The organism is Parapedobacter sp. (assembly GCF_035556095.1).
Taxonomy (GTDB): domain Bacteria; phylum Bacteroidota; class Bacteroidia; order Sphingobacteriales; family Sphingobacteriaceae; genus Parapedobacter.
The window spans coordinates 423572-449647 of record NZ_DATMFT010000018.1 but is presented as its reverse complement, the minus strand read 5'-3'; the positions used below and the strand labels follow the sequence as shown (position 1 = coordinate 449647).

Annotated in this window: 20 protein-coding genes; 11 read left to right on the top strand and 9 right to left on the bottom strand. The window is 49.9% G+C overall.

All coding sequences use genetic code 11. The features are described from left to right. The first annotated feature begins 20 nt into the window (after window positions 1-20). Genes nuoL through VNQ80_RS10190 form a run of 3 tightly spaced genes read left to right on the top strand, consistent with a single transcriptional unit; the run spans window position 21 to window position 4854 of the window. The gene (gene nuoL / locus VNQ80_RS10200) at window positions 21-1940 is read left to right on the top strand and encodes an NADH-quinone oxidoreductase subunit L (RefSeq protein WP_325638130.1); all 1920 of its coding nucleotides are present in this window, start codon (window positions 21-23) and stop codon (window positions 1938-1940) included. A gap of 24 nt (window positions 1941-1964) precedes the next feature. After that, window positions 1965-3416 (top strand): NADH-quinone oxidoreductase subunit M, encoded by a 1452-nt coding sequence (locus VNQ80_RS10195; protein WP_325638128.1) that lies wholly within the window; start codon window positions 1965-1967, stop codon window positions 3414-3416. A gap of 58 nt (window positions 3417-3474) precedes the next feature. Then, window positions 3475-4854 (top strand): NADH-quinone oxidoreductase subunit N, encoded by a 1380-nt coding sequence (locus tag VNQ80_RS10190; protein ID WP_325638126.1) that lies wholly within the window; start codon window positions 3475-3477, stop codon window positions 4852-4854. Between the two features lie 69 nt (window positions 4855-4923). On the opposite strand, the gene VNQ80_RS10185 is transcribed toward VNQ80_RS10190, so the two are convergent. Next, window positions 4924-8184, bottom strand: coding sequence for a S41 family peptidase (locus VNQ80_RS10185; protein WP_325638124.1), 3261 nt, complete (start codon window positions 8182-8184; stop codon window positions 4924-4926). 249 nt (window positions 8185-8433) lie between these two features. Next, complete coding sequence (locus VNQ80_RS10180) at window positions 8434-9033, bottom strand: S24 family peptidase (RefSeq protein WP_325638122.1); 600 nt, start codon at window positions 9031-9033, stop codon at window positions 8434-8436. 215 nt (window positions 9034-9248) lie between these two features. On the opposite strand from VNQ80_RS10180, the gene VNQ80_RS10175 reads away from it, so the two are divergent. Continuing rightward, complete coding sequence (locus tag VNQ80_RS10175) at window positions 9249-10202, top strand: HEPN domain-containing protein (RefSeq protein WP_325638120.1); 954 nt, start codon at window positions 9249-9251, stop codon at window positions 10200-10202. On the opposite strand, the gene VNQ80_RS10170 is transcribed toward VNQ80_RS10175, so the two are convergent. Then, entirely contained in the window at window positions 10135-12528 is a 2394-nt protein-coding gene (locus tag VNQ80_RS10170) for an ABC transporter permease (protein ID WP_325638116.1), read from the bottom strand. The genes VNQ80_RS10175 and VNQ80_RS10170 overlap by 68 nt on opposite strands. Before the next feature lie 233 nt (window positions 12529-12761). On the opposite strand from VNQ80_RS10170, the gene galK reads away from it, so the two are divergent. Together galK and VNQ80_RS10160 are read left to right on the top strand one after the other, a co-directional pair. Then, on the top strand, window positions 12762-13937 hold the full coding sequence (gene galK, locus VNQ80_RS10165; RefSeq protein WP_325638114.1) for a galactokinase: 1176 nt from the start codon (window positions 12762-12764) through the stop codon (window positions 13935-13937). A 13-nt stretch (window positions 13938-13950) separates the two neighbouring features. Further along, entirely contained in the window at window positions 13951-15024 is a 1074-nt protein-coding gene (locus tag VNQ80_RS10160) for an aldose epimerase family protein (protein ID WP_325638112.1), read from the top strand. A 23-nt stretch (window positions 15025-15047) separates the two neighbouring features. Here VNQ80_RS10160 and argH read toward each other — a convergent pair whose 3' ends face one another. The 5 genes from argH to VNQ80_RS10135 form a co-directional block, all read right to left on the bottom strand. Then, the gene (gene argH, locus VNQ80_RS10155; RefSeq protein WP_325638110.1) at window positions 15048-16385 is read right to left on the bottom strand and encodes an argininosuccinate lyase; all 1338 of its coding nucleotides are present in this window, start codon (window positions 16383-16385) and stop codon (window positions 15048-15050) included. Window positions 16386-16873: 488 nt separating this feature from the next. Continuing rightward, window positions 16874-17458: a Crp/Fnr family transcriptional regulator gene (locus VNQ80_RS10150; protein ID WP_325638108.1), complete on the bottom strand. Its 585-nt coding sequence runs from the start codon at window positions 17456-17458 to the stop codon at window positions 16874-16876. Window positions 17459-17461: 3 nt separating this feature from the next. After that, a complete protein-coding gene (argC, locus tag VNQ80_RS10145; RefSeq protein ID WP_325638106.1) occupies window positions 17462-18481 on the bottom strand; it encodes an N-acetyl-gamma-glutamyl-phosphate reductase in 1020 nt (339 codons plus the stop codon). A gap of 19 nt (window positions 18482-18500) precedes the next feature. Then, window positions 18501-19685, bottom strand: coding sequence for an argininosuccinate synthase (gene argG / locus VNQ80_RS10140; protein WP_325638104.1), 1185 nt, complete (start codon window positions 19683-19685; stop codon window positions 18501-18503). A gap of 26 nt (window positions 19686-19711) precedes the next feature. Next, complete coding sequence (locus VNQ80_RS10135; protein WP_325638102.1) at window positions 19712-20422, bottom strand: GNAT family N-acetyltransferase; 711 nt, start codon at window positions 20420-20422, stop codon at window positions 19712-19714. A gap of 432 nt (window positions 20423-20854) precedes the next feature. On the opposite strand from VNQ80_RS10135, the gene VNQ80_RS10130 reads away from it, so the two are divergent. The 5 genes from VNQ80_RS10130 (at window position 20855) to recA (ending at window position 25113) form a co-directional block, all read left to right on the top strand. Further along, complete coding sequence (locus tag VNQ80_RS10130; RefSeq protein ID WP_325638100.1) at window positions 20855-21232, top strand: hypothetical protein; 378 nt, start codon at window positions 20855-20857, stop codon at window positions 21230-21232. A 158-nt stretch (window positions 21233-21390) separates the two neighbouring features. Further along, window positions 21391-23019, top strand: coding sequence for a S8 family serine peptidase (locus VNQ80_RS10125; RefSeq protein WP_325638098.1), 1629 nt, complete (start codon window positions 21391-21393; stop codon window positions 23017-23019). A gap of 67 nt (window positions 23020-23086) precedes the next feature. Next, complete coding sequence (locus tag VNQ80_RS10120) at window positions 23087-23290, top strand: hypothetical protein (protein WP_325638096.1); 204 nt, start codon at window positions 23087-23089, stop codon at window positions 23288-23290. A 22-nt stretch (window positions 23291-23312) separates the two neighbouring features. Further along, on the top strand, window positions 23313-24002 hold the full coding sequence (gene nth / locus VNQ80_RS10115; protein WP_325638094.1) for an endonuclease III: 690 nt from the start codon (window positions 23313-23315) through the stop codon (window positions 24000-24002). A 103-nt stretch (window positions 24003-24105) separates the two neighbouring features. Then, window positions 24106-25113: a recombinase RecA gene (gene recA / locus VNQ80_RS10110; RefSeq protein WP_325638092.1), complete on the top strand. Its 1008-nt coding sequence runs from the start codon at window positions 24106-24108 to the stop codon at window positions 25111-25113. A gap of 206 nt (window positions 25114-25319) precedes the next feature. Here recA and VNQ80_RS10105 read toward each other — a convergent pair whose 3' ends face one another. After that, window positions 25320-25925, bottom strand: a complete 606-nt coding sequence (locus VNQ80_RS10105; protein ID WP_325638090.1) for a hypothetical protein — start codon at window positions 25923-25925, stop codon at window positions 25320-25322. Window positions 25926-26076 lie beyond the last annotated feature (151 nt).

Below are 26076 nucleotides of genomic sequence, written 5' to 3'. Positions count from 1 at the left end.
ATTTGAACGATTAACAAAAGATGATAGATTTAATTTGGTTGATTCCATTGTTGCCACTACTTGGTTTTCTGATCAACGGTATGGGTCGAAATGCGTTACCTAAATCGCTGGTTGGGCTATTAGGCAGCGGCGTGGTACTGGCTTCGTTTCTGTTGAGTTGCGGCGTGTTCGCAGAAGTATACTCGGCCCGGCAAGCCGGTGAATCCGCAACGTTTGTCCAATCCGTTTTTGAATGGATTAACGCCGGTAGCCTAAACGTTTCACTGTCCTTTTTGGTAGACCCGCTAAGCGCCATCATGCTGCTCATCGTCACCGGCATTGGTTTTCTCATTCACGTCTATTCCATTGGTTACATGAAACACGATGCGGGGTTTGCCAAGTTTTTCGCATTCCTCAACCTATTCGTTTTCTTCATGTTGCTGTTGGTGTTGGGGTCAAACTACGTGGTCATGTTCATCGGCTGGGAAGGCGTTGGCTTGTGTTCGTACCTGCTGATCGGTTTCTGGTTTAAGAACAAGGAGTTTGCCAGTGCCGGAAAGAAGGCATTCGTGATGAACCGTATCGGCGACTTGAGTTTCCTCATTGCCGTATTCATGATATTCAACACCTTCGGTACGCTGGAGTTTGCAGGTGTATTTCCCCAGGCGGCTGGAATGGCCATGGGCGACACGACGTTGCTATTGATTACGTTGTTACTGTTTATAGCGGCTACCGGTAAGTCCGCCCAGATTCCCCTGTTTACCTGGTTGCCCGATGCGATGGCCGGTCCCACGCCCGTGTCGGCCTTGATTCATGCCGCCACGATGGTTACCGCGGGTATTTATATGATTGCACGGTCAAACATCCTGTTTACGCTCTCGCCGATCACCTTGCAGGTGGTCGCTGCGATCGGTATCTGTACAGCCTTGCTGGCAGCAGCCATCGCTATTACGCAGAATGACATCAAGAAAGTATTGGCCTATTCCACCGTATCCCAATTGGGCTATATGTTTTTGGGGTTGGGCGTTGGTGCTTTCACGGGGGCCTTTTTCCACGTCATCACCCACGCGTTTTTCAAAGCACTGCTGTTTTTGGGTGCCGGGTCGGTCATCCACGCCATGAGCGATGAGCAAGACATGCGTAGCATGGGTGGTTTAAAAAAACACCTGCCCATTACCTATGTGACTATGCTTATCGCTACCATCGCGATCGCTGGGATACCGCCGCTATCGGGCTTCTTTTCCAAAGATGAAATACTGGCCCATGCGTTTGCCGAAAACAAACTGCTGTGGGCGCTTGGCTTCATTGGTGCGCTATTTACCGCATTCTACATGTTCCGGATGCTGTCGCTGACGTTCTTCGGTAAATTCAGGGGTACCGCTGAGCAAGCAAGCCACCTGCATGAGTCGCCAGCCACGATGACGGTCCCCTTGGTTATCCTCGCCGTTTTGGCGGCCGTGGGTGGCTTGCTGAATGTGCCGTCGGCGCTGGGCGGTGGGCATGCATTGGCCGACTTCCTTTCTCCGGTATTCGCCGATTCGGCCGCGGTAACGGGAGCGTTCCATTTAGATCACAGTACAGAATACGTACTCATGGCCGTTTCGGCAATCGGAGCAATCGTCATGGCGGTCGTAGCCTATCGCCAATATGCGGTCAAAGGTACCGTGCCCGGGGGGGATGATGCGCCCCGCAGTCCGTTGGCCAAGCTCTCTTATCACAAGTTTTATGTGGATGAACTCTACGATGCCCTCATTGTGCGCCCTTTCAATGCCCTGTCGGTATTCTTCTATCGCATCATCGACCGGGCAGGAATTGATGGGTTAGTGAATGGGTTGGGCAAGCGGGTTGGCGAGTCGGGCCATGGGGTTCGGCTCCTGCAGACCGGCAACGTGGGTTCGTATATCTTTATGATGGTCATCGCCGTCGTGGCGCTCTTGGCTTATGGTTTTTTTAACGGTTAATCGAGACGAAGTTATATCGCGTACATGGACAATCTATTTATACTACTGTTAATTCCGGTCCTTGGAGCCATAGCGCTCGCTTTTGTACGGCAAGCCCGCGCAGCCAAGCAATTGGCATTGCTGGTGTCGCTGCTTTCCCTGGCGCTCACGATTCCGTTCTTGGTCAATTTCGTGCCGGATGCCAGTATGCAGTTTGAGCAGCGGTTTGCATGGATACCCGCGTTGGGCATCCATTTCCACATCGGTATCGATGGAATCAGCTTGCCGCTTGTACTGCTCACCAACGGGCTCATCCCGTTGATCATCCTTTCCGCGTTCAGCCACGACTACAAGGGCGGCTTCTTTGCCTTGGTATTGTTCATGCAGGCCGGATTGTTGCTCGTCTTCACGGCTTTGGACGCATTTGCGTTTTACGTGGGCTGGGAAGTTGCACTGATTCCGATTTACTTCATCTGTGCCCTCTGGGGTGGCGAGAACCGTATCCGCGTAAACATCAAATTCTTCATTTATACTTTTTTCGGAAGCCTGCTGATGCTGATTGCCATCATCTACCTACATGTGCAGGTGCCTTCGGGCGATTACGAGCTCAGCTCGTTTTATCAACTGGCACTCGATGAAAGTACACAACGGTGGATTTTCTGGGCGTTCTTCATTGCTTTCGCCATCAAGATGCCGATATTCCCCTTCCACACCTGGCAGCCCGACACGTATACCGAAGCGCCCACCGCGGGCACGATGTTACTGGCGGCGATCATGCTCAAAATGGGTGTGTATGGCCTTATCCGATGGTTGATTCCGATTGCCCCGTTGGGTACCGCTGCCTACGGCCAGTTGGCGTTGGTGCTGTGTATCATTGGGGTGGTCTATGCATCCATTATCGCGTTCAAGCAAGGCGATGCGAAACGGCTGATTGCCTATTCGTCGATTGCGCACGTAGGCCTTATCGGGGCGGGGGTTTTTGCTTGGAATGTGCAGGGCTTGCAGGGCGCCATCATCCAGATGATTAACCACGGCATCAGTGTGCTGGGACTGTTCTTTGTGGTGGATATCCTCTCCCGCCGACTGGGTACGCGCGACCTATCCGCGATGGGTGGAATCGCCAAATCGGCACCTGTGCTTGCGATTATGTTTCTAACAATCGTGATGGGGGCTATCGGTTTGCCGGTGACCAATGGGTTTATCGGTGAGTTCCTGCTATTAATGGGTATCTACCAGTATGGTATTTGGTATGCCGTATTCGGTGGGCTTACCATTATCCTTGCCGCCGTATATTTGCTGCGGATGTACCAAAAGGTGATGCTGGGTGAGGTGAATACCCAGACAAGCGGTTTCGCCGACATAAAAGGAACCGAATGGGTGATATTGACGGCGGTGGTGGTGCTGGTTATCGGTATCGGCGTATATCCGAAACCGTTGCTGGATATTTCCGAGGCGGCCGTTACCGAGTTGGTCGATAAAATCAGTTTGGTTAAGTAAAACGAAAGAACGCATATCCCGCAATTGATTAGGGCGGGATTAAGATAATAAACGAAATATGAGTGCAATCATTACGCTGTCTTTGTTAGCCATATTGGTGCTTTATTTGGGGTTGTTCAAAGCCCATAAGGCACTGCTGCCGGTGTCCCTGCTCGGCCTTGTTACCGCGGTGGTGCTCTATGGTGTGCAATGGGGTACAGCTGCCGAGCCGCTGTATAGTGGTATGGTGTTGTTCGATCATTTTGCCGTCGCTTTCTCGGTGGTATGCGTGGTATTGACTGCCTTGGTATTATTGTTGTCAAAAGATTATTTTGACAAATCAAGCCCGCATGTGGCCGAGTATTATGCGCTTATCCTGTTCTCACTGACTGGCGCAGTGCTGGTGGTTTCTTTTCACAACCTGGCCATGCTATTTATCGGTATCGAGATCATGTCAGTTGCACTGTATATCCTGGCGGGTATCCGCAAGAAAGATTTCGCATCCAATGAAGCGGCGTTGAAATATTTCCTGATGGGCGCGTTCTCTACGGGATTCCTACTATTCGGCATCGCGCTGCTGTACGGTGCCAGCGGCTCATTCGATCTGGCAGCCATCAAAGACTACGTGGTAGCCAACCCCCATGAGGTATCCCCATTGTTTTATGCGGGAATCCTGTTGCTGATCGTTGGATTGGCGTTTAAGGTAGGCGCGGCACCGTTCCACTTCTGGACACCCGACGTGTATGACGGCGCGCCGATACTGGTCACGATATTCATGGCCACGGTGGTCAAAACAGCCGCCTTCGGTGGCTTCCTGCGTTTGTTTTATTTCTGTTTCGTACCGTTGCAGGATTTCTGGATGCCGGTACTGTTGGTGATGACCATCATCACGTTGTTCGTAGGAAACATTACGGCCATCGTGCAGCAGAGCGTAAAACGGATGTTAGCTTATTCGAGTATTTCCCATGCTGGATATTTGCTCTTTGCCATTGTGGCCATCGGTACTACGTCTGCCGACTCGGTGCTCTTTTATGCCACGGCCTATTCACTGTCTACCATCATCGCTTTCGGAGCTCTTATCCTGGTGAAGAAAGCAACGGGCAGCGAGCATTTCGAAGCGTTCAATGGCTTGGCCAAAAAGAATCCTTACCTGGCACTGGCCATCACCATTGCCATGTTGTCGTTGGCAGGCATACCGCTTACCGCGGGCTTCGTGGGTAAATTCATGATGTTCTCGGGCGTGCTGGCCGATTACCAGGTGCTGCTGGTCGTACTTGCCGTTATCAACGCAGCAATGGGTGTTTTCTATTATTTCCGTGTGATCGTGGCGATGTATTTCAGACCGATAGACCGGAACACCGTCGCCGTTAGCAGCCCCTACCGGGTTGTGTTTTTCCTAGCCGCACTCATCACGCTATTGTTAGGCATTTATCCGGCCTGGCTTACCGGTGTGATTTAAGAATAATGTGCCAAAAATCTTCGATGGCTTTACACCTTGCATGCAAAGCCATCGAAGCAAACTTCCACATTACTTTGATTTATCTGGGAAACCAGGAATTGTCGGAACGCCCGTCGCACCGCCTTCAGCTAGCTTCTTCAGCAGTACGCTGATACCGCGTGCCAATTGCGTATCGTTACCCTTGTACTCCTCGTAAGGGTCGTTTACCACCTCGATATCCGGATGTACACCCTCCCCTTCGATAATGAATGACGAGCCATCCGCAGCAAAATGTGCAAACTCGGGCTTGCGCATATCGCCACCATCGATAAACGGTAGGGATCCGCTGATACCCACTACCCCACCCCAGGTGCGTTGACCGATGAGTGGCCCGATGCCGTAATACTTGAACTGCCAGGGGAACAGGTCGCCATCAGATGCCGAATACTGGTCGATAAGGCATACTTTCGGGCCCACGTGGGCGTCCGGCTTGATGGAAGCCGTTTTGCTATTGCGCCGCATGGTACCTAGGCCGGGTTTACGCAGCAGCCGCTCGATGATCATTGGCGATACGTTGCCACCGCCATTGCCCCGGTCGTCGATAATCAAGGCTTCCTTATCCAGTTGCGGGTAAAAGTAGCGGGCAAATTGGTTGAGGCCCTCCGGCCCCATATCGGGGATATGTACGTACCCGATACGGCCATCGCTTGCCGCAGTGACTTTCGCGATGTTCTGCTGTATCCATTCATGGTAATAAAGTGCAGCCTCATCTTTAATGGGTTTCACGAGTACTTTTCGCGTCCCGTTATTAGACGCAGTTCCATTGATTTCAATCTCTACCAGTTGGCCCGCCTTACCGACGAGGGTTTGGTAGATGTTATCCACTTCTTTCATCGACGTACCGTTAATAGCGATGATGTATTCGCCTGATTTGGCATTTACCCCTGGTGCACGCAAAGGCGATACCAACTCCTTGTTCCAGCTTTGGCCGGAAAGTATGCTGTCAATGCGGTAGTAACCACTCGCGTCACGGCTTAATCTGGCGCCCAATAGTCCCATTTGGATGCGATCCACATCGGGCCGGTCACCGCTATTTACATAAGCATGGCCGATATTGAGCTCTGCAATCAATTCACCGATGAGGTAAGTGAGGTCATCGCGGTGATTCACGTACGGAAGCAAAGGGGCGTATTTTTCGTGCATCGCTTCCCAATCTACACCATGCATATTGGGATCGTAAAAGTAATCCCGCATTTGGCGCCAGCTTTCGTCGTAGATTTGCTTCCATTCTGCTTTCAGGTCTACCGTCATTTTCATGCCTCCCAGATTCACGTTATTGGAAGGCGTTATTTTTGACGTGCCAAGGTTTTCGATGAAGAATCCGTCGCCGGTCCTTATTAAGATTTTTTTCCGGTCGGTCGTCACGCTATAATTCCCGAAACTGCCGATGTCGGTTTCCTTTTTGTCTTTGAGGTTGAAAAACTTGAATCCGCTATTCCCGTGGGTACGGCTGGAATAGTACAGGCCCTCAGTGGTAGCCACGAGCCCGTAATAGGAACCCGGTGTTACCGGAAGGCTCTCGATACGGTCGGCCAATCCCGCTTCATCCACCGTTACGGTGATATCGGTTTTGGAAGGCGCCTCCGCTTTCTCGCTGTCATCTTCTTTGTCGCTTTTCTTATCATCGTCATTTAGCGTCACTTCGTCGCTTTTTTCGGCAAAAGGCGATTTGTCAGCGGCACTCAACCGCACAAAATACGGCCTGCTCATGTCATTATACACGTGGTTCCACTCGGTACTGCCGTATGTCGGGCTGAAATCGCGCTGCGACACGAAATACAGCAATTTGCCATCGAGGCTGAATTCGGGCTGGCCACTGTTATACCACGTATCGGTTACGGGAACCGTCTTCTTGCTATCGAGGTCGAAAAGGTTGATGACTGTAAATTCGCGAGCGCGGCCGGGGAGGGTATACGCAATCCATTTGCTATCCGGAGCGAATGTGTAGGAGCCGACTGTACCCTCGTCAGCATGTGCGATCAATATGCGGTTGCCCGACTGGACATCCACAGCATAGAGGTTTTGACCGCGGTCGCCATAGAGCAGGTATTTGCTATCCGGACTCCACACGGGGGCGAACTTATAAGCTCCGCCACCTTCAGTAAGTTGTTTGGCTGGCGATGTTCCATCTTGTCGCTGTATGTACAATTCATCCTCACCGGTGCGGTCGGAGATAAAACTTATCCAACGGCCGTCGGGGCTCCACCCCACGTTCCGGTCGTGTGCTCCGCTGCTTTGCGTCAGGTTGCGCGTTACGCCGGTTTTGGCCGGTACGGTGAACACATCACCACGCGCACCGAAGACCACCCGCTTGCCGTCGGGTGAGAGGTCGGCACTGTACACAAATTTAGATGCATCCACTTGCTTGGAGCGGCCCGATGCAAAGTCCTCAGCAATGGTAATATGCAACTGTTCGGTTTGGCCCGTGAGCAGGTTGTGGAGATAAATGTACCCACCATTTTCAAAGACGATGGCATCTCCGCCCAACGCGGGGAATTTCACGTCGTATTCGGTGAAGTCAGTTACCTTTTCGGTTTGCTTGGTTCGGGTGTTGTAGACAAACAGGTTGGCAATGCGGTCACGGTCGCTCACAAAATAAATGTTGTCTTTATAGTACATCGGGAAGACATCCTGTGCAGGATTGTTGGTGAGGTTTTCGGTGATACCGGTTGCGGGGTCTGCCAGCCATATATCATCCGCCATCCCCCCACGGTAGTATTTCCACGTCCGGAATTCACGGAATACGCGGTTCATCGCCAGCTTGGTGCCGTCAGCATTGTAAGATGCCCAAGAGGCAACCGAGAAAGGGAGCTCCCGGCTGAGGTCGCCACTAAGCGGGGCGAGATAGAGCTTGCCCTTAAATGCGTTGAACGAGGTGCCGCGCCCACGGTAAATAACATGCTGGTCGTCTGGGGTCCACCCCATAACGATGTTGTTGGGCCCCATCCGGTCGGCTACATCGTCCCGGCCTAATGTGGCTGTGTAGGTAATGCGTTTAGGCTCGCCGCCCGTTGCCGGGATGACAAACACTTCGGTATTGCCATCGTATTGGCCGGTGAAGGCAATGTGCTTGCCATCGTGGCTGAAACGGGCGAATAACTCATATCCCGGATGGCTGGTTATCCGGCGGGCCATGCCACCATTCGTCGATGCGACGTAAAGGTCGCCTGCGTAGGTAAACGCCACTTGGTTGCCATGCACGGCGGGGAAACGAAGCAAGCGCGCTTCTTCCTGTGCGTTGGTGACCAAAATACTGCACAATACAATGATGAGTAAACTGACTTTCTTCATGGGATGCAATAATGTGTTAACTCAATTAAGGGTAATGGCAACTAAGTTAAGGAATTCATTTTCAATAAGGGCCCCTACGGGCGGGAGGATATAAAAAAACCGTCCCGACTTACGTCGGGACGGCCGCCCCAATGGGGTTAGGGGCTATCAACCTAAACCTATTCCGGTAATAGCGAAAACGGTGCCAAAAATTCACGGCAGCTAAAATCTTTTCTTTTTTTGTTGACTAATGCCATTTCCACTATCTCATTACAGTTGGTTGCGGGTGATTTTGCCCTTAATAATATACAGTCGGATGATGGAAGCTTTGTCGATAACGGTGTCGCCGCCATATGCAGGGTTGCTCGCACGGAGGATGATCTTGCTGGCATCGTCATGCTGATATAGGAGTTTTACCGTAACCATGCCATTGGCCCGCTCATCGGTAGCGACAAGGTAGGCCTCACCCCATAAGATGACATCGCGGTTGGTTACCTCTTTGACGGCGATGATCTCGCCATTGGCAAAGCGCGGGTACATGCTGTCGCCATAAATAGGGAGGTACGCCGTGCAGTCGTTGAAAGGGCGATAGTTTACATAATATTCGGGTGTACTTTCACCGAAAATATCGGGAAACCCCTGCAGCTGGGTAAGCTTGACGTCAAAAAAAGGTACGCTTTCGGCATGATCTACTGTCTGGGGCTGGAACGTCTTTTTGTGATAAGGCCGCACTTTTAGGACTTTCTCACCCTTGCCGGTATGGAGATAGGCCGGATTGATATTGTAATACTCGATAATATCTTTTGCCAGTCGTTTGCCTAAATTGCGTTTGTTGTTTTCAATAGAAGAACCATTGTTGAATGCTTTCATTAACGGGCTGTAAAATTCTTCCACCGTCATTCCCAAGGACTTTCGGACATCTTTAAGACGAGGTCCAATTTTTTCCGATTGTAAATCAATGGATTCCGCGACGTTTTGCATCTTATTTCAATTTGATATTGAATAATTATCTAAAGATAGTATCTTTGTTGTATAGTCATAGCAAGATACAAACTTAATGAACTTGACAGGGTATGCAAATAAAAATGATGAAGAAACCAACCGTTATGGATATCGATACAAATGACCTCCCCGCTGCGCAGCAGGTTACGCTGCGCCGATTGGCCAACGAACTTTCCCGTCGCTTGGCCACCGAGTTTATTTTTTGTTTTGCGCTGCAACGATTCGACGTACAGCGCACGCATTGCTTCGCCCCGAAGGTTAATAAAAAGTGGTTCCATGTTGATATTCTGTTAGTGTATAATGACAGCGAGCAACGTTGCCCGCCTGATATCCTTCATCTGGCAAACAGTGTAGCGATGGATGAGCTTCAATACGCGGCGGTAGTCATGCCTTACGCAGAAGCGATGCAAAATCTCGCCGACGGCGAGACGTTCGTCTGCACAGTATTTCAGCGGGGAGCCGTGCTCCACAGCCGTACCAATGTGTTGCCACCTCGAAAGGTGTTTGTATGTCACGAGACCTTGCTGCTGCAGACGAGGGACGGGTGGCGGCGTTGGTTCAACAACAGCTGCCAATTCATGGATTGTGCCAGTTATTGTTTGATGGAAGACAAATTCAACATGGCGGTGTTCATGGTGCATCAGGCTGTCGAACAGGCATGCAAGGCAATGCTCAAGGTGATGTTGCACATGCGGCCCAGCACACACAACCTAGCCTGGATGCTCAAGTTGTGCCGTACGTTGGCACCGGAAATCGCCTCGGTATTTCCGCGGGACAACCCGGAAGACAAGACGCTTTTCAACCTCCTAAAAAGCAGTTACATGGATAGCCGATATGCCGCGGACTTCTCGGTTAATGAGGAGGAGGCTTGGACACTTTACTACCGCGCTTCCACTTTGCTGAAGATTGCGGGCAAATTGTGCAATAAACGGATAATGGAGCTGGAAGAATTGGTGGGAGCACCATCCATTACTCATCCCTCAACGATGCTACCGGGTTCGCTACCGCCGCGCGTATCGCCTGCCAGCCTACCGTGAGTAGCGCAATCGCCACTGCAGCCAAGCCGGCCAGTGCAAACATCCACCACTGGATATCTATACGGTAGGCGAAATTATCGAGCCATCTGCTAAAGCCCCAGTAAGCTAGTGGGCAAGCAATGACAAATGCCACTGCCACTAATCTGACGAAGTCGAGACTTAACAGCCGTACCAATGACGTAACGGTGGCACCAAGCACCTTGCGTACGCCGATTTCCTTCGTGCGCTTCTCCGCAGTGAATGCGGCGAGCCCGAACAGGCCTAGGCATCCCACGAAGATGGCTAGTATCGAAAATGCAAGCAGCACCGATGCCGTCTGCTGGTCGGCCAGATAAAGGCTCTTCAGGTGGCTGTCCAGAAAGGTATAGTCAAAAGGCGCGTCCGGCGCCACCTGCTTGAATGCCTGTTCGTACTGTTGGAGTGTCGTCCGAAGGTCGCCCGTAGCAAAGCGTACCAAAAGATAGCGTAACCTTTGGGGCGTGTTTGTAAAGGCGTATGCGCCGATAGCGTCATGTAGCGAGGAAAAGTTGAAGTTATCCACCACGCCCACCACGTACGTGTTATCGCCAATGCCGGCCAGCGGTTTTTTGCCTAGGGCTTCTTCGGGCGTGAGACCAAGGTAGTCGACGGCGTACTTATTGAGCACCATCTCGAAAATCCATCCCCCTTCTTGCGTCGTATCACGATCCACCCGTTCCTTAACCATCCTGCCGGCCAATAGGTTCAGCTGCAATACCGCTTCGGTTTCACCATCCACCCGATTTGCACGAAACATGATACCCTGCTTGTCGGCGTCGTCCTTTCGTAATGTATGTCCACTTTCACCCTTCCCGGGGTACGCTTGCGACACCACCATACTTTGGGTGGGGGCTAACGCACCGACCTGATTCCGCAGTGCATCCAACTCCTGGTCATTCTTCAACGAGCCCAAACTGATGGCAAGGACATTCTCGGGGTTATAGCCCAACTTGCGGTGGCTTATGAAATCCATCTGGCGGTACATGATAACGACCCCTATGATAAGAACAATACTCGCCGTGAACTGCAACACGACAAGTGCCCTGCGGAAAATTGTTGAGCCGGCGCGGGTTACCTTGCCGTGTTGGAGGGCCTCCAATGGGGTGTATGAGGAGAGGATAAGGGCTGGATAGAGCCCGGCGACCAGTGTGAGCGAAAGCCACAACGCCGGTAACCCCGCCAGGAAAACCGGATGCGAAAGCGTGTCGTAAGCCAGCGTTTTGCCCGACATCGCGTTGAATAGGGGAATGCCCAGGACGGCCAACACCGAACCAAGCCCAATTGCAATGCAGGTGAGTACGGCGGTTTCAGCGTAGAACTTGCCCAGCAAGCCGCTCCGGCTGGCACCCAATGTCTTGCTTACACCCACTTCCTTGCTGCGCTGCTGTGCCCGTGCGGTGGCAAGGTTCATGTAGTTGATGGCAGCCATGAGCAGCAAGGCAATGGCGAGATACGTCAACTGCCCCAGTTGGTCAGCATCGCCTTTCCGATTACTATAGGCATTGATTGCTGTGGAATGTAGGTGCACGTCGGTCAATGGCTGGAGCGATAATGTGTAATAGGTGCCTTCAGAGCCAAAATGCTCTTGCATCATTTTTGGGAGATAATCTTCCACCAACCGGCTGTCGTCCGTTTCGCGGAGCATGATCCATGTTTCGAAACTGGCATTATCCCAAGTGATGTTTTTGGCGAAGCCTGTTGAATTGAATGAGCCGATCAGTTCGGCGTCGAACGTAACCGTGGGAGGTAGGTCAGCATATACACCGATTACCGTCAGCGTATTGCTCCGGTCCATTTCAACAGTTTTGCCCACCGGGTTTTCGTTGCCGAAATACTGTTTTGCCTTACTTTCCGATAGCAAGATCGTGTTTGGTTCGGTCAATGCCGTTTGGCGGTCGCCATGTACAATATGGAGATCGAATATTTCAATGATATCCGGATCGGCCCAATACAGCCGGTCTTCGGTGAACGCATCGTTACCAACACGGAAACTTGCATTTTCCCCGAAGCCATTCAACAGGGTGCGGGCCGACCACGCTACTTGTGGGATGTTGTCCTTTACAGCCGGGCCGATTGCGTTGGGTACACCAGCCCATATTTCGTTACCTCCATCATAATTGAGGTGAGCGAGGTAACGGAAGATTTTTTCCCGGTTCGGGATTTGGTTGGCCGAGTACTCCTGGATGATGAAAAGGGAGAGTAGCAAGGCCACAGTCAGCCCCAAGGCAAGCCCAAAGATGTTCAGTATACTAAACATGCGGTTCTTCTGCAGGTTCCGCCATGCGGTTTTAAAATAATTCGTTAGCATTTTCTTATGATGCCACTTTTCGAGCCAAATTTGCAATCTGTTGTTTTACAGTTGCTTATTTTTTGGATAACTAGCGGGCAGTGTTCGATTCCGAACACCGATTGTTCAGATACGGACAGTCAATTATAAAGGGCGTGCCGTACTCCTTGTGCACGGTAATTGGGATTTTTGCCCAACTTTTGCAGCCCCCTGTTTTTTATTGTACTTTTAGCGCTCATTTTGACAGACGTTATATGAGCATAACAACGACGACATCCTTGCAGAATGCAGTACATGAAAAATACTTGGAGCTCCATGGCGACACTCCGTTGCTGGTGCGATCCCCAGGTCGGGTGAACCTCATCGGTGAGCATACCGATTACAATCAAGGGTTGGTACTTCCGGCAGCGATAAACAAAAATATCATCGTGGCCATAGGTAAGCGTGATGACCGTCATATCCAATTGTATGCACTGGATCAGCAAGAGTCTTTTGATGCCGCGCTCAATGCACTGGAGCGGTCACCGCTGTTGTGGCCTGACTATATCCTCGGTGTGGTACAGCAATTGCAACAACGTGGCCACGATGTTGGGGGCTTCAACCTTGTATTTGGGGGCGATATTCCGCAAGGAGCCGGACTCTCATCGTCGGCCGCATTGGAATGCGCCACCGGATTTGCATTAAACGAGCTTTTCGACCTCGACATATCCCGTTTGGATATCGCGCTTGCTGCGCAAGCAGCGGAAAACGAGTTCGTTGGTGTAAAATGTGGCTTGATGGACCAATTTGCGAGTGTTTTCGGAAAAGAACAACAGTTGATTAAACTGGACTGTGCAGACTTCTCCTACGACTATATCCCTTTCAACAATCCCGATCTATGCATCGTGCTGTTTGATACCCAGGTGAAACATTCGCTAGCCTCATCGGCCTACAACGAGCGTCGTGAGCAATGCGAGCGCGGCGTGGCATTGATTCAGCAGCACCATCAGCACGTGAAAAGCTTACGCGATGTGACTATCGAGCAGCTTGACGAATATGTAAAACCGGTGGATGCCACCGTGTACAACCGTTGCCACTATGTGGTTTCGGAAATCAAGCGCTTGCAAGACGGATGTGAAGACCTGAAAAACGACGATTTTAACGCATTCGGCCAACGCATGTTTGAGACGCACGATGGGCTCCAGCATTTGTATGAAGTAAGCTGTGACGAATTGGATGTCTTGGTAGATCTGGTGCGCGACAATGATGCCGTGCTTGGTGCCCGCATGATGGGGGGCGGATTCGGTGGTTGTACCATCAACTTGGTGAAGATAGACCAGGTACAGAACCTGGTGGATACCGTTATCGGTGCCTATAATGAAAGAACTGGTCGAACTGCACAAGCGTATATTGCCAACATATCCGGCGGCACGAATGTAATTTTGGATTAACTCAATAACCCCGATGATGACGCCCTACAAACTACCCAAAGAAGACCAATTTGAACACCAGATTGCCGGAAAGCCCACGCACCTCATCCGGTTGGAAAACGACCGGGGGATGGCCCTGGCCCTTTCCGATTATGGAGCCCGTGTTGTAGGGCTTATCGTGCCCGACAAGGCAGGGAACCCTACCGATGTGGTACTGGGGTTTGATAGCATACAGGGATACCTCGCTGCGGACGAAATTTATCATGGTGTAACAGCGGGGCGGTTTGCAAACCGCATCGCAAACGGCCGTTTCACCATCGATGGCGAAACGTTCAGCGTCCAGCCCAATAACGGGCCGAATGCGTTGCATGGTGGCTCCGGCGGTTTCCATACGCGCGTGTGGGACCGGCGTGTGGTATATCGCGAAAAGGCGGATTTCTATTACGTGGCTGCCGATGGTGAAGAGGGCTTCCCCGGCAGGCTTTCTGTCATGGTGAAGTATCGGCTTACCGACGATAACGAACTGGTGATTACCTACCGGGCCGAAACGGATAAATCCACGGTAATCAATCTCACCAACCATGCCTTCTTCAATCTCAACGGTGAGGGAAATGGCAACGTCCTTGACCACGTACTATCCATTGCGGCCGATAAGTACCTGCCTTGCAATGAATATCAGATACCAACGGGCGAGCTGGCCGATGTGGCGGAAACGCCTTTTGATTTTACCACTGCTAAGCCGATCGGCAGGGACATTAACCAATCTGACGAACAGTTGCGAATCGGCCATGGTTATGACCATAATTACGTGCTTCGCCCCGCAACGGTGACCACCGGAGCCTCGATAGCTACCGTGGTATCTCCGACTACCGGCATCCGCATGGACGTGCATACCACCGAACCGGGCATACAGCTTTACACGGGTAATTTCCTGACGGGTAAAGATATAGGAAAACAAGGGAAGCCGTACAGCAAGTACGGCGCTTTCTGCTTGGAAACCCAGCATTTCCCGGATGCACCCAACCAGCTGGAATTTCCGAGCACATTACTGAAACCCGGACAGGTATTCCAATCGGAAACAAGGTATCGATTCTCGGTGGTTAAGTAAACGGCGTTAAAGAAGCCTTTTCCTTATTCGCCCACGAGTAGTCCCTTTAATGCACCGTGTATACGGTCGAAACCGAAGCGCTCCACCATACCATCGAATGCCTGTCGGATTTCTGTCGTACACAGGTTGCCGATGCTACCCTCGTGCGTGTGATTAACCACTTTTTGGGGACTGAAAGTGCCTCCCTCAATGGCTAAGCCGATATTGCGGTAAGCTTCACGGAAGGGAACACCTTTGAGCACCTCTTCGTTGACTACCTCTACACTGAATAGATAGTCGTACTTGGGATCATCGAGAATGTTCTTTTTGATTTCAATGTGTTCAAGCATAAACGTGGTGATTTCCAGGCACTCGTTGAGCGACCGGAATGCAGGAAAAAGATTTTCCTTGAGCAACTGCAAATCCCGGTGGTATCCCGAAGGCAAGTTGGCGGTCATCAGTGCAATTTCATTCGGCAGCGCTTGTATCTTGTTGCAACGGCCGCGGACCAATTCAAATACATCCGGATTTTTCTTGTGAGGCATAATGCTCGATCCGGTAGTGAGGTGATCGGGGAACGAGATGAACCCGAAATTCTGATTGATATAGAGGCATACGTCCATGGCGAATTTGGCCAGCGTGGCTGCGATGGCACTCATCCCCTGTGCCAGAATCCGCTCTGTTTTACCCCGTCCCATCTGTGCATATACCACGTTGTAATTCAGATCATCAAACCCAAGCAAGTCGGTTGTCATCCGCCGATTCAACGGAAACGAAGAGCCGTAACCGGCGGCGGAACCCAAAGGGTTTTTGTTGCATACGGTCCAAGCTGCATGCAGCAACGCCAAGTCGTCCACCAAGCTCTCGGCATAAGCACCAAACCACAGTCCGAACGAAGACGGCATGGCAATCTGCAAATGGGTGTAGCCCGGCAGCAACACGGCTTTATGGGTTTCACTCAGCGTGGCCAGTCTGTCGAAGAGAGCTTGGGTATGTTTAACGAGATTTTCGATTTCGGTACGGAAGTACAGCTTGAGGTCTACCAGTACTTGGTCATTGCGCGAACGGCCACTATGAATCTTTTTGCCTGCATCGCCCACCCGCTGCGTAAGCAACAGCTCCACCTGCGAGTGCACATCTTCCACACCGTCATCGATAGTGAATGTACCCTCGGTTACCTCGTTATATAGTTCCCGCAGGCCAGCTTGGACAGCAGCGAGATCCGGACCATCCAATAACCCGATGCTGTGAAGCATGCGCGTGTGTGCCAGGGAACCCAAAATATCAGCCGCTGCGAGTTGTAAGTCAAGCTCACGGTCATTGCCTACGGTAAAACTATCTACAAAGGCGTTTACATCCGTATTTTTTTGCCAAATCTTCATCTCTAGCTAAAATCTAAATCCAACCGCCAAACTTAGTAAAATGCTGCGTATTCGCATGCATGATGATGGTAATTTCGTTCCTGCACGTCCGTCGTGGCTCCCGAATGTCCTTTAGCGAAAATCGGGTGGATATACTAATAATGATTAAGCGAATTTACAATGGGTGAGTGTTTACTCACTTATTTTTAAAAAAAACCTTTGCGGGTATCGTTTATATTGTTACGTTTGTAACCAACAAAGGGGAAAATGGTTTGATTCAAACGCCTTTAGACTCGATTGTGTAGGGTGAGTGAATCATGAATTACTCGATATTGTAAACATAAATTAGTGGTAGACGCCCAGGTCTTAAAACTAGGGGAACATACTAATCGGTTATAAACCTACTTTTTTTTTGATGTTTGATTTTAAGCAAAAAGAGCGGCGCTAAGATGAGGGACTTAGCGCCGTTTTCTTGCTGGGCATTTCTATGTGCGTTTGCGGTATGCGAGTTAGTCTTTTCGCGTAGCCAACCGGCGTCGAATTTTACTTAAGAATTCCGGAGTCATGCCCAGGTAGGAGGCGATGTAGTGCTGTGGTACCCGTAAGGCAATTTTAGGGTATTGCTTCACAAACTCAACATATCGCTCCTCCGCTGTTTTGGCGATGGTGCGAATAAGTCGGCGTTCCAATGCCGATAGGTGACGTTGGATCATCAACCTGAATACCCGTTCGAATTGTGGTATACGGGCCAACAATTCTTCCTTACTGGTTGGACTTAAGGTGAGTAGCTCACTGTCTTCGATCGCTTCGATGTAGAGCAGTGACGGCGTACGGTCGTGGAAACTGCCGATATCGCTTACCCACCAATCTTCCACCGAAAATTGCAGGATAACCTCACTGCCATTTTCGTCGATATAAAACGTGCGCAGACAACCACTTCGAATGTAAGCCTCGAAATTGCATATTTCGCCTTCGCGTAGGAGCAGTTGTTTTTTTTTAATCGACTTAGGTTTGAGCAGGTCGTTGAACACCATCATATCTTCGCCCGAGAAGACGCCGCAGCGATTGACGTAATCATTGATGGAGGTAAACATCGCTTAAAACCCTACACTTTTCAATCGGAGCCCAGCGGTCTCATCCAAGCCGGCCATCAGGTTCATATTCTGTACCGCTTGGCCGCTGGCGCCTTTGAGTAAATTGTCGACAATACTAGTAATAAGTAGCTTATTACCATGTTTTTCGACTTGCAAAATGCATTTATTCGTATTGACCACTTGTTTGAGGTCAATGTTGGTATCACTGATGTGTGTAAAGGGATGTTCGGCATAATAGGACCGGTAGCATTCCTGTGCATCTTCTTCACCAAGATCGCTGTCCAAATAAATAGCAGACAAAATGCCACGTGGGAAATTGCCCCGCTGGGGGATGATATTGATGCGTTGCATGGCTCGTTGCAGCAACGGCGCATCCCCGTCGGGTAGAAAACCGGGTTGCAACTGCGTCAACGATTCACTGATTTCCTGGAGGTGCTGGTGCGAAAAAGCTTTATACAATGAAAGGTTACCGCTACGCCAGCTGAAATGCGAAGTGGCGGACGGCCGTTGCCCTGCACCGGTTGAGCCGGTGGTTGCGTTGATGTGGATTTCATCGGGCAGCAAGCCTGCGGCGGCCAACGGCAGCAAAGCCAACTGAATTCCCGTGGCGAAACACCCCGGGTTGGCCACGTATTGAGCAGACCGGATGGCATCACGCTGCAATTCCGGAAGGCCGTAGACAAATAATCGCCCTTGGTATTCCCGGTTGGCACTAAGCCGGTAATCCTGCGAAAGGTCGATGATGTTCACGTGCGGAGCAACTGCATTGGCCTCTAAAAATTTGCGCGAGTCACCGTGACCCACGCAAAGGAACAACACATCGATATCGCTGTGGTAGGTGTCGGAAAACCGCAGGTCGGTGTCGCCCAGCAGGTCAGTGTGCACGGCAGACACCTTATTGCCAGCATTGCTGCCACTGTGGGCAAACACGATGTCTACATTGGGATGGTGGATAAGTATCCTTAATAGCTCCCCTCCGGTGTAACCCGCCGAACCGATAATACCTACTTTAATTTTTTGCATGTTCTGTTTTCTCCCTCAGCTACTTCTCATTTACTTTATGCCAGATGGATACCTGGTTACCGAATATCTTGGAGAACCCTTTCACGTCATCCCCACTCCAAGTATTGTTCATTTCACCGTAGCTACCAAATGCGTTAGACATGAGGTCGTGTGCCGATTCGATACCGATTACTATGAATCGGTACGGATGCAACTCCACAAAGACGTCGCCTGACACCGTTTGCTGGGCGTTCTGAAGAAACGCTTCGATATCGCGCATCACAGGGTCATGCATCTGGCCCTCATGCATCCAGTTGCCATAGAAGGCGGCCAGTTGATCCTTCCAGCTCAGTTGCCATTTGGTCAAAGTATGTTTTTCGAGTGTATGGTGAGCTTTGATGATGATGAGCGGCGCCGCCGCCTCAAAACCCACCCGGCCTTTAATGCCAATGATGGTATCGCCCACGTGGATATCACGGCCTATGCCATAGGGTTGCGCAATGGCCTGTAGCTCCTGAATGACTTTCACCGGCCCAATCCGGTCGCCATCCAACGCCACGGGCTCGCCGTTTTCAAAGGTGAGGGTAATTCGGCGTGGTGCTGTCGCCGTCACCGGTGTCGGCCACGCTTCCTCCGGTAGTGTATCATGGGAGGTCAGGGTTTCCTTTCCGCCGACCGATGTGCCCCATATCCCCTTGTTGATGGAGTATTTTGCCTTTTCCGCATTGAACTCAGCGCCGTGTTTGTGGAGGTATTCGATTTCCTCTTCGCGGCTCAATTTAAGGTCACGGATGGGCGTGATGATCTCCACGTTGGGGATGATGGTGTTGAAAATCATATCAAACCGCACCTGGTCGTTGCCGGCGCCGGTACTGCCGTGCGCCACATATTCCGCACCGATTTTTTTGGCGTAGTTGGCAATGGCTGTCGCTTGGCTTACCCGCTCGGCACTGACCGACAAGGGATAGGTCGCGTTCTTCAGGACATTGCCGAAGATGAGGTATTTAATGCTGCTATCGTAATAGTTTTGTGTTTCATCGACTACCGTGTGCGACTTGACCCCAAGTGCGTAGGCGCGCTTTTCAATTTGCTCAAGTTCTTCCGTAGAAAAACCACCAGTATTGACAATGACCGAGTGGACTTCCAGTCCCCGGTCTTTGGATAAGTAAATACAGCAAAACGAGGTGTCTAACCCACCACTAAATGCTAATACGACTTTCTTCATCTATCTATTAATTTCAACTATTTAACTTATACCGTCTTCGGGTGCCGAGCAATAAATACCGTTACCATTTTCTTGGTAGACTTCCAGAGCTTGTTTTCAATCCGCTTCAACAGGGATGATTTCTTGGTGATCTGCTTTAGACGCTCTTTCGCTTTAGCTTTCATTTCAATCCGCTCGCGAAGTTCCTTCTCTTTTTCTACCGGATCCCAAAGCATAGCCGTACACATGCAATTTTTTCGCTGTTTCATGGTCAAGATGTCATAGTTCACGCAACTTTGGCAACCTTTCCAAAAATCCTCGTCTTGTGTAAGTTCCGCATACGTAACGGGCTCATAACCCAAATCAGAATTGATTTTCATTACGGCCAAACCAGTAGTGAGCCCGAATATCTTTGCCTTTGGGTATTTTTCCCTAGAGAGGTCGAAGATACGTTTTTTTATGGCCTTGGCCAACCCGACTTTGCGAAATTCGGGATTAACAACCAGCCCCGAGTTGGCCACGAAGTCGCCATGGCTCCAAGTTTCGATGTAGCAAAATCCGGCCCACGCTTTGTCGGCCTTGCGCAGCGCGATAACCGCTTTACCCTCACGCATCTTATTGGCTACGTATTCCGGACTGCGCCGTGCGATACCCGTGCCGCGGGCCTTGGCAGATTCTGCCATCTCGTTACAGATCTGCTCGGCGTAATCGACATATGCCTCGGTAGCTGGGATGATGATAAAGTCTGAAAGTTCCATTAGATTAACGACCCCGAAAATTGAAAACAAACAACCTGAGTTGTGTCTTACTGTTTAAATAACTTGAAAATAACATGATTAACCTGTACGGATGGACTCCTTGCCGCACACTCATCGGAGAGGTATGCCCCTTATTAAGCCCGGGGCAATATGGGTCGTCGGAACCGGAGAACCGGCCTCTCGGCTGTTGATAGTTCACAAAAAAAGCACATCATGCGCTGCTGGAAGCAAGGCACGGCAGATAGAGCTATCATATTTTTTGTGTTCATCGTATTCGTATACAGCATCGGGCTGCAATTAAGGTGCCAAATCTAAGTAAAATTCCTTTTTTATGCAAGCATAAATGTATTGAAACCGTCATGATTTTCAAAATCATACAGCGGAATGACTAAACGGCTTCAGCCATCTTGAATGTGTTGAAATCAAACACAAATGAAAAATCATGATCGCTTCATCACCTTTAAAACCGCCGAAGGCAGCATGAATGCGTTTAGAAACACCGATCGATCCGCCGTACGTTTCCCGCTGGTCATAAATGCATTTGCATGCCGTCTGTTTTCTTCCGACCTTTGCCACATGACAGGGGCCAGTTGGTTTTTTATCTTGATTTTCGCGATACCCCTTATCGCATTCCTTTTTTGGCTGATGAAGCAAGATCGCCGTAAAGGAATTTGGGGTATCATCATCGTGGCATTGCTTGCCATCGGCGCGATAGCAGCTTCCATAAGAGCGAGCAAAAATGCAGTCCAGAATTTCGAGGAGCGAAAAAAAGAAGCGCAGGAAGAAAGCGCTCCTGTGGTTCGGCCATAACGCGTCCATTAAACCTTTTGCTCAAATCATCATCAAACGAACGAACGATAACGCTGAGGTAAAGCGAACCTGGTGGAGCGGTTTATTGACACCAAAAAAGTGGAATTAAAAATCAATAATTTAGCTAAGTTTGCCCAGCACACTAAAATACACACAATATGGCGTTTTGGAAATTGCGCAGCGCACTCATCATCATCCTTCTCCCCTTACTTTCTTTCGGACAGACAAAAGATACTCCGCCAGCAAATTGGTTTAACCTCGATTACGAGCGCGACGGTGTGCTGGGTATCAGTACAGAAAAGGCGTATGAACAGTTACTGAGTGGTAAAAAGAGCACAACCGTTGTCGTGGCCGTGATTGACGGCGGCGTGGACGTGAATCACGAAGACCTGAAAGACGTCATCTGGGTCAATGCAAAAGATAGTGCCGCTACCGGTACGGATGAGGACGGCAACGGCTACATAAACGACCGATATGGCTGGAACTTCATCGGTAACGCCAATGGCGAGAACGTCCACTACGATAACCTGGAAGTTACCCGGCTCGTTAGGGAACTGGAGCCTAAATACGTCTCTGTGTTGCCCAGTACGCCAATGAGCGGCGAGGAGCGCCGCGAATTTGCCGAATACCAGAAAATGGTAACCTATTATGCTAATAAAACGCAGGAAGCGCGGTTTGGTCAGGTTAGCTATACCGGATTGAAGCGTGTAGTGGATACGATGGTGGCCCGGATAGGTAAGGAAACCCCGACGTTGGCAGATTTCGATAACTACAAAGCTAAGGACGACTTTGAGAAAATGGCACTGAAAATCGTCAAAAAGGAATTGAAAGATGAGCCCGACTTCCATGTATTTTACGAAGATCTGGAAGACGGCGTAACGCATTTCAATAATCAGGTAGATTACCACCTCAACAAGGAATTTGATTCGCGGCACATCGTGGGAGACGACTACGAAAACAGCCATGAACGTTATTACGGTAATGCCGACGTTATCGGGCCGGATGCTGACCATGGTACACATGTGGCAGGTATTATCGGAGCTATACGGACCAATGATATCGGCATCAAAGGCGTTGCGGATGATGTGCGCATCATGGTGCTGCGTACGGTACCCGATGGCGATGAGCGCGACAAGGACGTGGCTAACTCTATCCGCTATGCGGTAGAAAACGGGGCCAAAGTGATTAACATGAGTTTCGGAAAAGCTTTCGTAAAAGATAAACAAGTCGTTGACGATGCGGTTCGGTTTGCGATCGAGAACGATGTGCTCCTTGTCCATGCCGCGGGAAACGAAGGACAGGATAATGACGCCAATCCGAATTTCCCTAACCGCAACTTCGTCGATAGCTTGGGAATCAATAAAGGTGAGGCGGCGGCGTGGATAGAAGTGGGCGCCTCACAATGGAACAACGACGGAGACCTTGTAGCGTCTTTTTCTAACTACGGACGGCGGTCGGTCGATGTATTTGCGCCAGGCGTAAAAATCCACTCCACAATGCCGGGATCCGCCTACAAAGACCTGCAAGGCACGAGTATGGCAGCCCCCGTTGTTGCCGGCTTGGCCGCATTGATACGTTCTTATTACCCCCAACTGCCAGCGGTTGAAGTGAAGCGCGTAATTATGCAGTCCGTTACGCGGGTAGATCAACGCGTGAAAGTAAAGGGACCTGATGGGCGCAATATGCGGGTATCGATGAATGATATCTGTGTAACCGGCGGTATCGTAAATGCATACCGCGCCATGCAGTTGGCCGAGCAGGCCGCCGATGGACTGAAGAAAAAATGAATTTGAAGGTTGTGAAGCATACTAATTCGCGGGCGATAGCGTTATATACCATATAACTAATATGCTTATGACAGAAACGTATACACAAACAATCTTCCCCCGTAAGGCCGCTAGGGAAACAGACAGCGAACGCATCCAATTAGATGCCGACGACCAGCTGTTTTACGACTTGCTTAAAAGTGAATTAGACGCCTTGCTTCGACAACCGCAATCGGGAATCGTCAGTAAGATTACGTCGTATTCCCAAGCCCAGCGTACACGGTTGATGTAGAAGACGGGGAATATGCTTAAACATGCTTAAAAAAGAACGCTACCAGGCTTTTGTGGCGTATTTCTCTGCGCACAATCCAGACGCCCAAACCGAGCTGAATTACCGGAACCCTTACGAGCTGCTCGTGGCGGTCATCCTGTCCGCGCAATGTACGGATAAACGGATCAACCAAGTAACACCGGCATTGTTCGAGCGGTTTCCGGAAGCGGAGAGCCTTGCCGCAAGCAATCCCGATGAAGTGTTTACCTATATACGTAGTGTCAGCTATCCCAACAATAAAGCGAAGCACTTGGTGGGGATGGCCCAGAAGTTGGTCAGCGATTTCGGCGGCGTGGTGCCGCAATCGGTAGATGACCTGCAGAAACTTCCCGGCGTAGGCCGCAAAACAGCCAATGTCATTGCTTCTGTAGTGTATAATGCGCCCGCCATCGCGGTAGATACGCATGTGTTTAGGGTAGCAAACCGGATCGGTTTGACCGATAGCGCCAAGACGCCCCTTGCCGTGGAAAAACAGTTGGTGAAATATTTACCAAAAGATACATTGGCAATTGCGCACCATTGGCTAATTTTACATGGGCGGTACATCTGTGTAGCCCGAAGGCCCAAATGCGAGGAATGCCCGATTACGTGGATGTGCAGATACTATGAGAAAGTGATGCGCCCCAAGCTGGAAATAGGTATTCCGCAATCGAAAGGAAAGGTCGGCCGTTGAATGCTAACCGCCGGTGATTAATTGTCGGCAAGCGATGGAAAACGAAAAAAATTAGTAAAACAAAATAAATTTAATTACCTTTGACCGATAAATTACTAATATAATGAGTAGCCAAGAGAAACTGAAAGCCCTGCAGCTTACATTGGATAAGCTGGAAAAATCCTACGGAAAAGGTGCCGTGATGAAATTAGGTGATTCTGCGGTGGAGCCAATTGACTCCATTTCAACCGGATCTATCGGATTGGATATCGCGCTGGGAATCGGTGGGGTGCCCAAGGGACGGGTTATCGAAATATACGGGCCGGAATCTTCAGGTAAGACCACACTGGCTACCCACATCATCGCAGAGGCCCAGAAAAAAGGGGGAATTGCGGCGATTGTCGACGCGGAACATGCATTTGACAAATATTACGCGCGGAAACTTGGCGTGGATATCGACAATCTATTGATTGCCCAGCCCGATAATGGTGAACAAGCGTTGGAGATTGCCGATAACCTGATCCGGTCCGGGGCGATCGATGTAATCGTGATCGACTCCGTGGCCGCATTGGTACCTAAAGGAGAAATTGAGGGCGAAATGGGGGATTCAAAGATGGGATTGCAAGCCCGACTGATGTCGCAAGCATTGCGGAAACTCACCGGCACGATTTCCAAAACCAATTGCTGCTGTATCTTCATCAACCAACTACGTGAAAAGATCGGGGTTATGTTTGGCAATCCGGAAACCACCACGGGTGGGAATGCCCTCAAATTCTACGCCTCGGTTCGGCTTGATATACGCCGAATGGCCCAAATCAAGGATGCTGACGAAGTGGCAGGCAACCGTGTGAAAGTGAAAATCGTCAAGAACAAGGTAGCACCGCCGTTCCGTATAGCCGAATTTGATATCATGTTTGGTGAGGGGATTTCCAAAGCGGGCGAAATCATCGATTTGGGTGTTGATTTCAATATCATCAAAAAATCGGGCTCATGGTTCAGTTATGGAGATACCAAGCTTGGGCAGGGGCGTGATGCGGTGAAAACGTTGCTGCTCGACAATCCCGATTTGATGGATGAATTGGAAACGAAAATTAAGGCGGAAGTAACCGCCGAGAAATTAGAGGACCTTTAATGTCGGTTTCTGGCAACACAGTGCTTATTTAACAAAATTTTAACACTTAGGGTGTGTTTTCGGCACGGAAGTTGCTCAAGTAATAATATAAAATTGTCTTTTCATAATTTAGGTTTATAATTGGTTAGTTAGAAGGCCCTGATTCTCCCCGTTTCAGGGCCTTTCTTTTGACCGATCTTTGCCGGGGATCGGCTTACGTAAAATTATTATAACTTTTTGTCAATAAGCTGTGCCAGCGTTTTGCCTGTCTTCGCAAATCCCTCAGCTATCCGGTCGTTGTTATTCGGTATCCCTACAAAAGCGATGTCTCCCGGAGCTTTCTCTGCCTCGATGGACAAGAGCACATTTTCGGGGTTACCCGTCTCTACAAACTGCAACAACGTGCTGATTTTCGCATGCTGCTTCATTACCCCACCAAACCATCCCGGATAAATCCATGTGGCTTTCACGATAAGCGTATAAGGTGCATTGCCTTCGGTAACAAATGTGATTTTAGCCTTTTTGGAGTTTTCTGTGGCGACGGCCGTGAACTTCTGCAAGAAACGCTCGTTTTTGAACGAGTCCCAGTCCTTTACCCAGTTGGCAGATTCACCGGGATCTTTCTCTTCAATTTCCTTAATCCGCTTATCGATGTATTCCTGTTCGGTCAGGTTGTCGTTATAAAACGTCACCTCACTGAAATCCAACTTCGTCAAAACGGTTTCCTGGCCTTTCAAAAAATTGAAGTCGCCAGATATAACCTTCACCTTTTGTGCAAACCCTAGTGTAACGACAAGCATTATCGCTACGGTAGTACTGATTAACTTTTTCATGGTGCTCTATATTCAATTTTTATTTGGTACTACTAAAGTAGTTATTTTCGGAAAATTGCCAAAGACATTCGGAGGATACGGATGAACCAAAGGATATATCGTCATAAAATCAATTCATTTTAACCTATTAATCATGCTAATACGTTATTCG

Excerpts from the sequence above, each read along its gene's own strand:
- recA (WP_325638092.1), top strand. The coding sequence starts at position 24,106 with ATGAGTAGCCAAGAGAAACTGAAAGCCCTGCAGCTTACATTGGATAAG.
- argH (WP_325638110.1), bottom strand. The coding sequence starts at position 16,385 with ATGAAGATTTGGCAAAAAAATACGGATGTAAACGCCTTTGTAGATAGT.
- argG (WP_325638104.1), bottom strand. The coding sequence starts at position 19,685 with ATGAAGAAAGTCGTATTAGCATTTAGTGGTGGGTTAGACACCTCGTTT.
- VNQ80_RS10130 (WP_325638100.1), top strand. The coding sequence starts at position 20,855 with ATGAAAAATCATGATCGCTTCATCACCTTTAAAACCGCCGAAGGCAGC.
- VNQ80_RS10180 (WP_325638122.1), bottom strand. The coding sequence starts at position 9,033 with ATGAAAGCATTCAACAATGGTTCTTCTATTGAAAACAACAAACGCAAT.
- VNQ80_RS10175 (WP_325638120.1), top strand. The coding sequence starts at position 9,249 with ATGATGAAGAAACCAACCGTTATGGATATCGATACAAATGACCTCCCC.
- VNQ80_RS10105 (WP_325638090.1), bottom strand. The coding sequence starts at position 25,925 with ATGAAAAAGTTAATCAGTACTACCGTAGCGATAATGCTTGTCGTTACA.
- nth (WP_325638094.1), top strand. The coding sequence starts at position 23,313 with ATGCTTAAAAAAGAACGCTACCAGGCTTTTGTGGCGTATTTCTCTGCG.
- VNQ80_RS10185 (WP_325638124.1), bottom strand. The coding sequence starts at position 8,184 with ATGAAGAAAGTCAGTTTACTCATCATTGTATTGTGCAGTATTTTGGTC.
- VNQ80_RS10150 (WP_325638108.1), bottom strand. The coding sequence starts at position 17,458 with ATGTTTACCTCCATCAATGATTACGTCAATCGCTGCGGCGTCTTCTCG.
- VNQ80_RS10160 (WP_325638112.1), top strand. The coding sequence starts at position 13,951 with ATGATGACGCCCTACAAACTACCCAAAGAAGACCAATTTGAACACCAG.
- VNQ80_RS10120 (WP_325638096.1), top strand. The coding sequence starts at position 23,087 with ATGACAGAAACGTATACACAAACAATCTTCCCCCGTAAGGCCGCTAGG.
- VNQ80_RS10135 (WP_325638102.1), bottom strand. The coding sequence starts at position 20,422 with ATGGAACTTTCAGACTTTATCATCATCCCAGCTACCGAGGCATATGTC.
- VNQ80_RS10190 (WP_325638126.1), top strand. The coding sequence starts at position 3,475 with ATGAGTGCAATCATTACGCTGTCTTTGTTAGCCATATTGGTGCTTTAT.
- VNQ80_RS10125 (WP_325638098.1), top strand. The coding sequence starts at position 21,391 with ATGGCGTTTTGGAAATTGCGCAGCGCACTCATCATCATCCTTCTCCCC.
- argC (WP_325638106.1), bottom strand. The coding sequence starts at position 18,481 with ATGCAAAAAATTAAAGTAGGTATTATCGGTTCGGCGGGTTACACCGGA.
- galK (WP_325638114.1), top strand. The coding sequence starts at position 12,762 with ATGAGCATAACAACGACGACATCCTTGCAGAATGCAGTACATGAAAAA.
- VNQ80_RS10170 (WP_325638116.1), bottom strand. The coding sequence starts at position 12,528 with ATGCTAACGAATTATTTTAAAACCGCATGGCGGAACCTGCAGAAGAAC.
- nuoL (WP_325638130.1), top strand. The coding sequence starts at position 21 with ATGATAGATTTAATTTGGTTGATTCCATTGTTGCCACTACTTGGTTTT.
- VNQ80_RS10195 (WP_325638128.1), top strand. The coding sequence starts at position 1,965 with ATGGACAATCTATTTATACTACTGTTAATTCCGGTCCTTGGAGCCATA.